The organism is Erwinia pyrifoliae DSM 12163, from assembly GCF_000026985.1.
GTDB lineage: Bacteria > Pseudomonadota > Gammaproteobacteria > Enterobacterales > Enterobacteriaceae > Erwinia > Erwinia pyrifoliae.
The window spans coordinates 3535143-3547644 of record NC_017390.1; the positions used below are offsets into that span (position 1 = coordinate 3535143).

Here is a 12502-nt window from a genome sequence, read left to right on the forward strand (position 1 = left end):
ACATCGCGGGTCAGAAATCGTAACCCACGGTGGCCATCACCGTACGTTCAGCCCCCCAGTAGCAGTACCCGGTGCCGTAACAGGCAGAAACATAGTCGCGACCGGTCAGGTTATTGGCATTCACCTGCACAAAGGCCCCTTTCAGGCTGCTGTTCCACGCCCCCAGATCGGCACGCACTGAAGCATCCAATAGCGTCACCGATGCCAGCCGCGTGGTGTTTTCGTTATCCGCCCACTGCTTGCCGATATAACGCACTCCGGCACCCACGCTCACCCCGTAGTCAAACTGGTATTTCGCCCAGGCTGAAGCCATCGAGTTTGGCGTGATGAAAGGGGTGTGGCCATCATTGCCATCGATGGAATCCTTATAACGTACGTGGTTCAACGTGTAGGTAGCAATGGTGCTGAGTCGCGGCGTCAGCTGGTTGTGGGCTTCCAGTTCCAGACCCTGTGAATGCACTTTCCCGGCGGGCTTGTAATAAGCACCGACAACAACACGGTTACCGACATCTTTCTGTGTCAAATCGTAGACGGCAACAGAATAGAGGTCGGAAGTGCCCACAGGCTGATATTTCACCCCGGCCTCATACTGTTCAGAGGTGGTGGGTTTCAGCACATTGCCGTCTTCACCTGGAAGAGACTGCGGTGTAATCGCCTGGCTATAGCTGACATAGGGGGAAATACCGTTGTCAAACGCATACAGCAGGGCCGCACGACCGCCGATATGGTCGTCCTGACGGCGGAATTTAGTCTCTTTATCAATGTTATCAGTCTGGGAAACGAGGCGATCGTAGCGGCCGGAGAGATCCAGATGCCATTTATTCCACGTCATTTCATCCTGCAGATAAACCCCGGTCTGATAGTAACGGCGCTGCGACTTATAGAAGGTGAAGTTGTCATGGCTGCCTACCGACTGGCCGGTGAGGGCATTGAGCTGGCTGGCTGAACCGCCTGCATCGCTCAGGTCATTCTTGTACTGATGATATTCAGCTCCCAGTACCACTTTATGAGCGACCTCAGCGGTGGCGAAATCCGCCTCCAGCTGGTTATCGATAGCAAATGCATTTAGAGAAGATCGCGATCCTGAGTAGTACCGATTCAATAGATCGGAGTTAGCAGGGTTCCAGCCGATCTGATACACCTGGTCAAGATCGACATTAGAGTGCGAATAGCTGGCGTTAGAGCGAAACGCCCAGGTATCGTTAAAGCGATGGGAGAACTGCGCGCTGTAGATCTGCTGCCGGCGCTTGTATTGATCCAGCGCGCTGTCGCCGTCATAAAAACCGGTGCTCAGCTTTCTGCCGTTGTGCGCGGTAATGCTGCCGTCGCCCGGTACCGCACCATGGTAGCCACCTGAAGGCTCTTTTTGCAGGTAGGCACGCAGCAGCAGTGACGTATCTTCATCCGGCTGCCACAGCAGCGACGGGGAAATGGCGTATTTTTCTTCGCGGGTGTGATCGTACTGAGTATGGCTGCTACGGGTGATACCGGTCAGGCGAAACGCCCATTGATCGTTAATCGCATTGGTATAATCAAACGCGGCACCGTTAGTGCTATTGCTACCGCCCGTGAGGCGGAAATGGCCTTCCGGGGTAAACTGCGGGCGTTTAGAGCTTTCCATCACCAGACCACCCGGTACGGTCTGGCCATAAAGTGCAGAAGAAGGGCCTTTGATCACGTCGATCCTGTCGAGAAACCACGGATCGACCTGCAAAACATTGTGGCTGCCCGGATCGCTCATCAGGCGCAGGCCATCAAGAAATATGTTGTCGACATCACCGCCGTGGAATCCACGCAGCGAAACCGTATCAAAACGTGTTGCCGCGCCAGCAAAGTTAGTAAAGGCACCGGCGGTATAGTTCAGCGCCTGGTTGACGTCCATCGCCCCCTGATCTTCCATCTGCTGACGGGTCACCACGGAAACTGACTGCCCGGTAGTGATCAATGGACGATCGGTCTTGGTCGCCCCGCTGCTGATCTTCGCGGTATAGCCTGCCGTCGGCGTGCTGGAGGTTTCTTCCGGTTTAGCGGTCACCACCAGCGTATCTGCGGCCCAGGTCATACCCGGTGTGGAAAGTGCTATGCCACAGAGCAGTACAGAACGCTTGAGGCTAAAAGGCATTCTCATTTTTATTCCCTTACAAAGATTAGGCTATCGTCTTATTTCGCGGATGGATTCAGAGCAGACAGGCACGCGCAACCTGAATGTGATCGATTCCGATATGTAAATGAGAATTATTATCTTTTTTTATGTCGCATTTCAAGCCGTGACCTTATTTATTTTTAATACAGGAGAATAGAGATCGGCGTCTTTTCCCCCTCCACTCATCAGCCCGGCAGTGACTGCACCCATCCGGCGGGGCTGCTGACGCGCGCAATGAAATAGTAAACACTGTCTATACTTATCGCTGGTTTAGCTTGCCAGGACAGGACTGTTTCGCCACTTTGCCTTGACCAGGTAGATTAATTAAAATTTCAAACCTAAATAAGGGAGTTAAAATGAAGCTGATTATTATGGCTGCATCTGTTGCGATGGCCGGTTTTTGCTTTTCCGCTAATGCCACAGTGCCTGACAACGCTGCCGTGTACTCGACAGAACAATCTAAAGGATCCATATCGGCTGGCGGCAAAGATACCTATACCAAAACCTTTGCAGTGGTGGTCGCAAACTTGTCCGATAAATATGTCGATTTAGCAAAACTTTGTCTGCGAGCGATTGCCCCGGATCACCAGGAATTTAAACTGGACACGGTTGATGAAAAACTGACCAAGGGCACGGTGAAAAAAGGGCAGCGCGTCAAAGGCGTCGCGGTATTTGCTTCAGATAATGCAGCGGTTCATCAGGCGGCGCTGATCAGGCTGTCGGACGATTGCGAATAACGGATAAACTCGCTAACAACGTATTTATCCGCTGGTCAGGAAACGGAACCCCTTTCCTGACCATGCGGCACTGCATCCATCCCCCGCCACACCTGGCTCCTGAGCGTGCCATTTTCAGAAAAACCTCAACCTGCCGCTGCCGTTAGCTTGCGTATATAAAGATCTGTTGCTAGCTTTTTTTAAGGACATTCTGTGTCTTACAGGGAATAACAGCCGTGAGTGCCATCGTCTGTCTGGTCTTCACCGAGCGCGTGGCGGCTTCTGCCAATGATGGATATCGCATTATCCGGCAATTTCAAAAGAAATGGCTGTTATGCTGGTGATGTTTCATTTTGGTTAAAAAATGTACTTGGGGAAAATATGTATACAGATCTTCAGGGAAAAGTGGCTGCGGTAACAGGTTCCTCCAGAGGGATTGGCGCTGCACTTGTCACTCGTCTGGTCGAAGAAGGTATGAATGTCGTCATTAATTATCATTCAAACAAGGAAGAAGCGCAGGAATTAGCCGATAAGTTGAACGCCCTGAACTCAGGCAAAGCCATCATATTTGGTGGTGATATCAGTGATGAAGACACCGCTCATCACTTCGTTCATACTGCGATTGAAAATTTCAGCCAGCTGGATTTGCTGGTTAATAATGCCGGCATTGAGATCCAAAGCCCGGCGCACAAAATCACCCTGGACGACTGGCGCAAGGTGATTGACGTCAATCTCACCAGCTATTTTCTTACCGCCCGCGCTGCGCTGAATTACTTTATCGAAAACAACATCAAGGGCAATATCATCAATATCTCTTCCGTACATGAGATTATTCCCTGGCCGACATTTGTCAGCTATGCCGCCAGCAAAGGCGGCGTCAGAATGCTCACTCAATCCCTGGCCTTGGAATACGCGGAAAAAGGCATTCGGGTTAATGCCATCGGCCCTGGCGCAATCAATACCCCGATGAACCAGGAAAAAATGGGCGATGAGGCGCTTCGTCTGGAGTTAGAGGCGCTGATCCCGATGAAATATGTCGCCGAACCAGAGATTGTTGCCAATGTTGCCGCCTGGCTGGCCTCCGAACAATCCGCGTACATGACCGGGCAAACCCTTTTTGTCGATGGTGGCATGACCCTGTACCCCTCATTCCAGGGCGGAAAGGGTTAATTCCTGAATGAAGTGGCCAACCCGGATTCGCACTTTTACTGCCAGCGGAGGCATTTAGCGGTTAGCTAAACGCCTTCAGCAGCGCACTGGCGGCCAGTTTACCCAGCGCATTGGCGGCGAAAGGACTGTCTCCGGTTAATACGTTGCGGTCCTGATGCACAGCACCGGAAATATCGTCATTCACCAGGGTCAGGCCCATCTCTTTCAGCCGCTCACCGAAGAACCAGCTAAGGTGACCAGGCATATAGCCGATATCCGGCGTCTGCTTATCAGCGCTGTCAGGGAAGGCACACACGGAATAGCCTTTTAACGGGTTATCCCCCTTGCTGACGGACAGAAAGGCGGCTGGCCCATGACAGAGTGAAATCAGATATTTATCCTGATCCAGGGTCCAGCGGATCGCGGCGGCAACGTCTTCACTTTCCGGCAGGCCGATTAAAGCGCCATGTCCACCCGGGATAAATACGCCGGCATAATCACTGTCCGCGTCGAGGTTTTTCACCACGTCAGACAGTTTGAGCGGCTGACGGAAACCCGCCAGGTAGTCATCAAATAATCCGGTTATCGCTTTATCATCTACCGGCATCGCCCAGTGTTCAAATTTAACCATTTCGCCGGAAAGCGTGGCGATATCAAACTTAAATCCGGCTTTATGCAGATGATACATAGGCAGCAAGGTTTCAACCGGATGATTACCGGTTGAGAACAGCTTGCCGCCGCTGACCGGGAGATAGCGCTCATCTGCGGCTATCACCAGAATCTTTTTGTTACCACGGTAAGGGGTCGGATAATCAGCCCCTGACAGATCGGATACGCGGCTGGTGAACTGGTCCAGTGAATAAGGCGAGGGGAAGAAAGCATTATGCTCTGCTGCATCAGGCTGCGGTTTTTTACTTAACTCAGTACTCATGAAATGCTCCTTTGTATCAATATCCAGAACATAAAGCGTAAGTGACATTTCCAGATTTAGCGAAAAAGGTGATGTATACGCCGGCAGTGAGTTCAGGCCGCATAAAATGCCACAGCAGAAAAGGGGAACTTATCGCCTGGAATGCCCCCTCTTTAGCGCTGCTTTTTCCCGGTGATAACAGGAACCGTTGTTACTTTTTTACCCAGGGCTGGATTGATGATGAAAATGATTGCTGTCGATATGGACGGAACCCTCCTCGACCGATCATAAAACGCATAAAAAAGCGCGCTTTTTACCCGTTAAACGTCCAGCTGGAGGCGGTCGAGCGATTCCTGCTGGCACTGCTGATACAGGCTGAACGCGTCCATCACCGGGGCGCCGAGCGCCTGTTCGAACTCGGCCTGGCTGGCATGGCCGCTGCTGGCATTATGGCGATCCCCGCCGAGGTTAGACTGGAAAATCCCGGCGGCGCTGACCGGGAGAAAATCCTCATAGGTAATGGGTTCTGCCACTACCGCGCCGCTGGCAATCAGACTTTCCAAATCCTGCCCCGGTGCTGCGGCCATGAGAGGATTGCGTCGGTAGCGATACCAGGCGAGCTGCTCACGGCGCAGCTCGTCTGCATCATCGGGGAAGTCGGCAAACACAGTGCGCAGGTGCTGCTGGTAGCTGGCGTTGTCGGTAAACTTCTGTTTCGCTGCTTCAGCCAGCAGGCGATCGTACAGCTCACGCCCTTTGCGCGTCAGCGCCACGCCGCGCTGTTCAATTTCGCCGAAGCGGGCGCTGTGCATTCCCTGACGCTGGTCGGTAAAATCTATCGCTTCGTTCAGCGCCTTAAAGCTGGTCTGGCGCAGCAGAATGGGGCAACGGCGGGCGGGCGGGCCTTCAATCGTCTCTTTCGGCGTGATGCCATTCTCGGGCATCAGCTGCTGCACGCGGTCGATATCCAGCGTTCGCGGCGTCAGATGATTAATATGCGGCCCACGGAAGCAAACCACGTCGGCAATCAGACGGTGCTCTGCCAGCAGCGCATGATAAGTATTGAGATCGACCGAAGCCTGCTGGTGCCAGCGGAAGGTTTCCAACGCCTGACGCACAAAATCATCGGCCTCTTCCTCTTTCAGCCCGCCCTGCTGTTGCCACAGCGCCAGGAGTTCACGCAGCCGGGGCGTGAAAATATCACGTTGTGCCAGTATCTCACCCGCCCGCTGGCGCAGAGCGGCATCGTCAATCAACTCCAGGCGTAATAAAGAGGTGAACACGCGGAAAGGATTGGTTTGTAAAGCACGATCCGTCACCGGACGGAAAGCGGTTGCATGTACCGGCACACCGGCTGCCGACAGATCGTAATAGCCCACCGGAGACATGCCCATTACCGCGAACAGCTGGCGTAACGTCGCCAGTTCCTGCGCGGTCCCCACGCGGATGGCTCCGTGGCGTTCAACGCTCAGGCGATCCGCCTCCTGCTGCCCGCGCTCTGCCGCAAGCTGCCCGGCGCGCTCCTGCAATACCTGCTCATTGACCTTACGCACCAGCTGCAACAGGGTGCCGTATTGCGGAACCTCTGCCTGATACATCGCCGACATCGCTTTGGAAAAGCGGTCGCGAATAAGGTCCGCGCTGATAAAGCCGTTGCTCATTGCTGCTCTCCTGAAAGTACCTGGAAATATCGCCACAGACAGAATAGCCACGCGCTTCGCGGCTAAGTGTTAGTTTCATCACAGATTATAGAGAATGATGCGGGAGTTCATTATAAGCCCCAGGTTGGGCGAGACAAAGAGATCAACCAATTCCGCAGTGACGGCAAGAAAAAAGGCGAAGTGGTTGCTTCGCCTTCGTTCAGAGTCCGGGCATCCTTAGCGGTTACTGGTCAGTTGCCGTAAGGCAACGATAATTTGCAGGCAGGCGAGAAAGATATTCAGCGCCAGCAGAACAGCCTCTACGATTATCACTCGGCACGCTCCATGTGAGCGAGTATGCACGGCGCTGCAACTGCCTTTCCATTTCCCCTTGCGACGATGCACCGCTTGCTGGAAGGTGCTTGTGATGACATTCTTGCTGTTGTTACCCGCTACAGCGAGAACNAAAAAAAAATCTGGCTTTGCCGCCAGATTCTTTTTTTGTCGTTGTGTTGTTGATACGGCAGAAATAGTCCAGGGCCGCCCTGATGGGATTAAAGCTGTGGGTACATTTCCAGCAGGCGGCGCGTTACGCCGTTGGTCCAGCCGAAACCATCCTGCAACGGATATTCGCCGCCGCCGCCCAGCAGCGCAGCCTCTCCGCTGATATTGTACTTCTCCACCATCTTATGGTGCTGCTGCCAGGTGCTGCTGACGGTATGCAGCCAGCGGGAGGCAATCTCCTGTGCCAGCAACTCATCACCGTAGCTGTGGAAACCTTTTATCGCCATCCACTGCACCGGCGCCCAGCCGTTAGGACTGTCCCATTGCTCGCCGGTGACATTCATGCTGCACAAGATGCCGCCCGGAGCCAGCAGATGGTCGCGCACCGCTTTGGCGGTTCGGTTGGCCTGATCAAGGCTGGCCATGCCGACATACACCGGTGTGACGGCAGCGGCGGAGAAGGTTGCCTGCTCGCCTTCGCGCCAGTTATAGTCACGATACAGACCCGCCTGCGCATCCCACAAATAGTTATCGACAGCCTCACGGCGGCGCAGCGCCAGCTGCTGAAAACGTTCGGCCGTTGCCTGCTCCCCCTTGCTGGCCGCAAGGCGGGCAATAGTGGTTTCCAGCTTGTAGAGAAACGCGTTAAGGTCAACGGGCACAATGCTGGTGGTCTGAATACTTTCCAGACGGCCTGGCTCGCTCAACCAGCGCGAGGTGTAATCCCAACCCGAAGCCGCACCGGCACGCAGATCGCGGTAAACCTCGCTGGACGGACGCGAGGAATGGCGCGCTGTCTCCACGTCTTCCCGATATGACTCATCGCGTGGCGTATCGCGGTCGTCCCAGTAGCGGTTAAGCACCGATCCATCGTTCAGCATCACCACATGACGATATGCCTGATTGGGTGACAGGGTTTCCTGCCCGTCCATCCAGAATGCATATTCGCTTTTCAGCTGCGGCAGATAGTGTTGTGCCTCATGCACATTGTTCTTTTCGAACAGCTCCACCATCATGGCAAAGACCGGCGGCTGCGAGCGGCTGAGGTAGTAGGTACGGTTGCCGTTCGGGATATGCCCGTATTTATCAATCATCCACGCGAAGTTATCCGCCATGCTGCGCATCAAATCGCAACGACCTGCGGCGGTAAAGCCCAACATGCTGAAATAGGAGTCCCAGTAATAGACTTCACTAAAGCGCCCGCCGGGCACGACATAGGGCTTGGGCAGCGGCAGCAGCGAAGAGAACTTACGATGTTTCTCCGGCTGACGGGTGAGTACCGGCCACAGCCCGTCAATGTGTTCTGCCATGGTGTTATCAGGATCGGACACGTAGCGGCTTTCATGTACGCTCGGCAGATCAAAATTTTCCAACACAAATTCGAGCAGGTTAAATTCTTCCCGCTCGCGCTCCAGGTAGTAGCGAAAAAGAATATGTTCCGGGTCCGTTTTTGGCGCGCAGTCGGCAAACGTTTTACTGTCGCTAAAAATATGCGACAACTGCACCGCCGCAAACAGATCCTGATAGCGGTCGGAGGGCGTGAGGGTATCTGAAGCAGGTAACCCACGAATCAGCTCCGGCTGCGGTTCGCCCGCGTTTTCCGGACCTGCTTGATAATCATCATACCAGGCTTCGAATTCAACAGGGTTGTTGTTAATCATCGCTTCATTTTGATTGAAAGTGATAAAAACCTCCTGATGCCCATGCCTGCGGCAAATTTAGTCTGGTGAATAAAAAAGGCTGGTGATTATTATAGTACTGCCACCTCGTGACGCAACCCGGCATCGGCATAACTCTTGGTAAGAAGATATTTTTTCAGAAATAGGTTAAATCTTAACTTTTACTATTGTATCCAGCAGTGAAATATTTATTCACTGATATAAACAGCAGCAGACACAATTATTTAATTCACTAACTATGTTCAGTTAATATCGATAATACAGCAGGTTAGCAACAATTAAACCGTCCCGAATCGCAAAACCCTTTTTCCACAATTCTGAAAGTCGCTATAAATGTTGACAGCCCCCTGGTACCACATTTGTGTCCCCTGCTTTTACTGGTACAAATAACGCGCATTGCCCCGATTTGACGGCGGGTAAAGGCCCTCTCAAGGTCATTTTTCCCATTCATCAGGGTGGTTCGCCGGCCAGGTGATGATCCGCCAGATGCCTTACCGATAGCGCATTCCGGGGAATATTTTTTTTGCTGTGATTTACTTCTCACTGCCGGGAAAATACACTATTGCCCCCCGGTTACTCTGTGAACAAAACAGAATCATACGACTGCGCTCAGGCAGAGGGGCTTAACCTGAAAGGATGATGTAATGACGCTTGAACTTTGGCTGGCTTATACCGGTGTGATTGCCGCACTGATCGCCATTCCCGGCCCCTCTGCGCTGATCAATATGACGCACGGTCTGCGCTACGGTCGTAAACAAGCGCTGGCTACGGTCGGCGGTGGCGTGCTGGCCGCCATGATACTGATGACCGCCTCAGCGCTGGGTCTGGGTGCCATTCTGGCCGCCTCGACCACCGCCTTTACCGTGCTGAAAATCGTTGGTGCTGCCTATCTGATTTGGCTGGGCATCGCCGCGTGGCGCGACAACAGCGAACCCGCTCAGGTTAATACCGCTGAACTTGAAGAAGCGCCCGGAGCCATGCGCCTGTTCCGCAAAGGTTTCACGGTGGGCATCAGTAACCCAAAAGATTTGCTGTTCTTTGCCGCGCTGTTCCCGAACTTTATCGATGCCAGCCAGCCGCATGCTGCGCAATTTGCCACGCTGGCTATCACCTGGGCGGTGCTGGATGGCGGCATCATGTTCGGCTACGCCTGCGCGGGTCGCCGACTGTCGGGCGTCTTTTCCAACGCTCGCCGTCTGCGCATCCTTAACCGCTCTACCGGCAGCCTGTTCGTCTTTGCCGGAGGCGCACTGGCCGTTTCGGCAAAATAGTGACGCACTAACGTTGATCCAACCGCCGGCACGGGCCAAGGCGAACAGCCCGCCGGCGTCGAGGGATTGACCTTCAGGTATTCCGCCGACAGGATCTGGTCGGTATCAATATGATACCCGAGGACGTACACCGCCCCACTTATCATTGCTTTCATTTTCAGTCTCCGCACAGTGCGCCGGGATTCACGCGCTTGCCGCCTTCCTGCAACTCGAAGTATTTGGGGTATATTTTGTGGCGTACCAACATCGTAGAAATATTTAATCTGCTGTTGGCGGGCGAATTCGCACATCACACGAATATTCTGATTAGCCTGTGGGTCAGCAGAATAAACCAAGAGGTCAGGGATCATCATAAAGCGTGAAGCATCCCAGACTTTCGCCTGTGCGCCGAACTCCTTTTTAAACACGCTGGCAACACCCGGCGTAACGCATTCCCGCCCGCTGGCACGGGCATGTATTTTCTGGCGGATTGTCTGACCCATTAATATTATCTCTGCGTGATAAAGCGACCGTTAAGGGTTAATTCAATGTAATTAACTTACTGCTGTTCACCGCACAGCGAACGGGAAATATGCTAATATCGCCCATTGTTTCTCTGTAAAAACAATCCGGGATAATAATGAGCGATGTTGAAAACCTTCACGGGATGATTATTTTTGCCAAAGTGGTGGAAACGCTCAGCTACACCGAAGCGGCAAAAGCGCTCGGCCTGGCAAAATCGTCGGTCAGTAAGGAGATCTCGGCGCTGGAAGTGCGCCTCGGGGCAAAATTGCTACAGCGCACCACCCGCCGCATTCAGGTTACCGAAGTCGGCATGACGTATTATCACTACTGCTATCGCATTCTGCATGAGGTGAAAAGCGCCGACCTGTTTATCCGCCAGTTTCATGAGGAGCCGAGCGGCAGCCTGCGCGTGGTCGCCCCGGTCACCTTTGGCTGCCAGTGCATCGTCCCGGTGCTCAACCGCTTTATCGCCAGTAATATCCACGTCAGCGTCGATCTCGATCTCACCGATCGCCCGGTAAACTTTGAAGACGACCATATCGATCTCGCCATTGCCATCACCCGCAATCTCCCCGAGCAGCGCAACTACCGCCCGCTGATGGATATCACCTGGGGGCTGTATGCCGCGCCGGACTACCTGATTAACCGCACGGCGGTGACCAGCCCGGATGATTTAGCGCGCCATGAATGTATTCTGTTCCGTGGCCCGGCCCACACCATTTCATTACCCTTTCGCAAAGAGAAACAGAAAAAGGATATCGAGGTACGCAGCCGTTTTCGCGCCAACAACAGTATCGCCCTGCTAAATTCGGCGGTGGCAAAAACCGGCATTGCCTATTTACCCAGTTATATCGCCCGGGAAGCGGTGGATAACGGGAAACTGGTGCAATTGTTACCCGATTGGGAAATGGATATTTATAAGTCATACGTGCTGATGAAAAGCGACAGCTTTATTTCACCGCGCGTGCGCTTATTTATTGAAGAATTACAGCGTTCGCTGGATCCTGGCACGGCGAAGAGTTAATTTTTTGCATTGTCTGAAAATAAAAACCCGCCTTGAATAAAGAACGGGTTTTTATTTCAGATTCATTTTTAGCGGAATTAATAGTAGTTACCGTGACGGTAATCCCAGGTGGTGAAAATATCGGCCATCATTGACATGATTTTATCCACGTCCAGTCCTTTACGGATCAGCACCGGGCAAGGAGAGATATTACGTTCGCCCTTCTGCTCGGGAACCAGCTTGCCGTTTTCATCCACCATCGCCACCATCACGCCCTGCTCGTAACGGGTTTTTTCCGACTCGTTCGGCTGGATAGACTTCACATAGTCATTCGCTGCGATGATCAGGTCTGCATGCTGCTCAATGCGCTCGCCGATGCCCTCCACCAGGCCACGGTTGCCTTTGCCTGACGGGTTAGCCGAGCTGGCGAAGGAGAATTTGCCGTGATTTTCCCACAGCGCTTTCGCCAGATTTTCTCCCGGTACGCCGAACTTGATAACGAAGCAGCTGGTCTGACGGCGATCCATCATCAGCTCTTTCGAGCCGTCATCAGGAATACGCGCTACGGCTTCTTCTTTCCACGGCAGGATACAGCCCAGCAGCACGTCTTTGTCCCAGTGCTGCTGATACAGCGCTTCGATTTCCGGGTTCAGCTGCGCCAGCTCTTTCAGCTGCTCCAGAGAACCACACAGCACCACGCCCGGCTTGTTACGGTTGCGCTGCTTGGCATCAAATTTGCGCTCCAGGCCTTTAGCATCGGAAGTCATGATGATATAGCCCACTTTCGTTGGGCAGACGATCATGCCGCCGTTCGCCGACAGGATCTTCACGGCTTCCGGCTGTAAGCCACCATTCCAGTTAACCACTTTATCGTTCATCGCCCTATCCTTCGCATTCGGTTCAATTTATGGGGGTTATTACCCGTTGCAACCATCCTGCCACAGCCAGTTTTTATCGCAACAATAAACGCATTTTTACCACCA

Annotated in this window: 9 protein-coding genes; 4 read left to right on the top strand and 5 right to left on the bottom strand. The window is 53.2% G+C overall.

Going from position 1 to position 12502, the window contains the following annotated elements; translation table 11 throughout:
• Window positions 1-10 precede the first annotated feature (10 nt).
• On the bottom strand, window positions 11-2128 hold the full coding sequence (locus EPYR_RS16160; RefSeq protein ID WP_015899049.1) for a TonB-dependent siderophore receptor: 2118 nt from the start codon (window positions 2126-2128) through the stop codon (window positions 11-13).
• 371 nt (window positions 2129-2499) lie between these two features.
• Between EPYR_RS16160 and EPYR_RS16165 the strand changes: the two genes are divergently transcribed.
• Together EPYR_RS16165 and EPYR_RS16170 are read left to right on the top strand one after the other, a co-directional pair.
• A complete protein-coding gene (locus EPYR_RS16165) occupies window positions 2500-2880 on the top strand; it encodes a DUF4354 family protein (RefSeq protein WP_014539535.1) in 381 nt (126 codons plus the stop codon).
• 360 nt (window positions 2881-3240) lie between these two features.
• On the top strand, window positions 3241-4029 hold the full coding sequence (locus EPYR_RS16170) for a glucose 1-dehydrogenase (RefSeq protein WP_014539536.1): 789 nt from the start codon (window positions 3241-3243) through the stop codon (window positions 4027-4029).
• A gap of 61 nt (window positions 4030-4090) precedes the next feature.
• Here EPYR_RS16170 and hchA read toward each other — a convergent pair whose 3' ends face one another.
• The 3 genes from hchA to EPYR_RS16185 form a co-directional block, all read right to left on the bottom strand.
• Complete coding sequence (gene hchA / locus EPYR_RS16175; RefSeq protein WP_015899051.1) at window positions 4091-4939, bottom strand: glyoxalase III HchA; 849 nt, start codon at window positions 4937-4939, stop codon at window positions 4091-4093.
• A gap of 299 nt (window positions 4940-5238) precedes the next feature.
• A complete protein-coding gene (gene hglS / locus EPYR_RS16180) occupies window positions 5239-6579 on the bottom strand; it encodes a 2-oxoadipate dioxygenase/decarboxylase HglS (protein ID WP_015899052.1) in 1341 nt (446 codons plus the stop codon).
• 533 nt (window positions 6580-7112) lie between these two features.
• Complete coding sequence (locus EPYR_RS16185) at window positions 7113-8747, bottom strand: alpha,alpha-trehalase (protein ID WP_259818144.1); 1635 nt, start codon at window positions 8745-8747, stop codon at window positions 7113-7115.
• Between the two features lie 638 nt (window positions 8748-9385).
• Here EPYR_RS16185 and EPYR_RS16190 point away from each other — a divergent pair.
• Both EPYR_RS16190 and EPYR_RS16195 read left to right on the top strand, forming a co-directional pair.
• A complete protein-coding gene (locus EPYR_RS16190; protein WP_014539540.1) occupies window positions 9386-10012 on the top strand; it encodes a LysE family translocator in 627 nt (208 codons plus the stop codon).
• 619 nt (window positions 10013-10631) lie between these two features.
• Window positions 10632-11540 (top strand): LysR family transcriptional regulator, encoded by a 909-nt coding sequence (locus tag EPYR_RS16195; RefSeq protein WP_014539541.1) that lies wholly within the window; start codon window positions 10632-10634, stop codon window positions 11538-11540.
• 77 nt (window positions 11541-11617) lie between these two features.
• On the opposite strand, the gene EPYR_RS16200 is transcribed toward EPYR_RS16195, so the two are convergent.
• Complete coding sequence (locus tag EPYR_RS16200) at window positions 11618-12397, bottom strand: L-threonylcarbamoyladenylate synthase (protein ID WP_014539542.1); 780 nt, start codon at window positions 12395-12397, stop codon at window positions 11618-11620.
• Between the last annotated feature and the right edge of the window lie 105 nt (window positions 12398-12502).

Excerpts from the sequence above, each read along its gene's own strand:
- EPYR_RS16160 (WP_015899049.1), bottom strand. The coding sequence starts at position 2,128 with ATGAGAATGCCTTTTAGCCTCAAGCGTTCTGTACTGCTCTGTGGCATA.
- EPYR_RS16165 (WP_014539535.1), top strand. The coding sequence starts at position 2,500 with ATGAAGCTGATTATTATGGCTGCATCTGTTGCGATGGCCGGTTTTTGC.
- EPYR_RS16190 (WP_014539540.1), top strand. The coding sequence starts at position 9,386 with ATGACGCTTGAACTTTGGCTGGCTTATACCGGTGTGATTGCCGCACTG.
- hchA (WP_015899051.1), bottom strand. The coding sequence starts at position 4,939 with ATGAGTACTGAGTTAAGTAAAAAACCGCAGCCTGATGCAGCAGAGCAT.
- hglS (WP_015899052.1), bottom strand. The coding sequence starts at position 6,579 with ATGAGCAACGGCTTTATCAGCGCGGACCTTATTCGCGACCGCTTTTCC.
- EPYR_RS16195 (WP_014539541.1), top strand. The coding sequence starts at position 10,632 with ATGAGCGATGTTGAAAACCTTCACGGGATGATTATTTTTGCCAAAGTG.
- EPYR_RS16200 (WP_014539542.1), bottom strand. The coding sequence starts at position 12,397 with ATGAACGATAAAGTGGTTAACTGGAATGGTGGCTTACAGCCGGAAGCC.
- EPYR_RS16170 (WP_014539536.1), top strand. The coding sequence starts at position 3,241 with ATGTATACAGATCTTCAGGGAAAAGTGGCTGCGGTAACAGGTTCCTCC.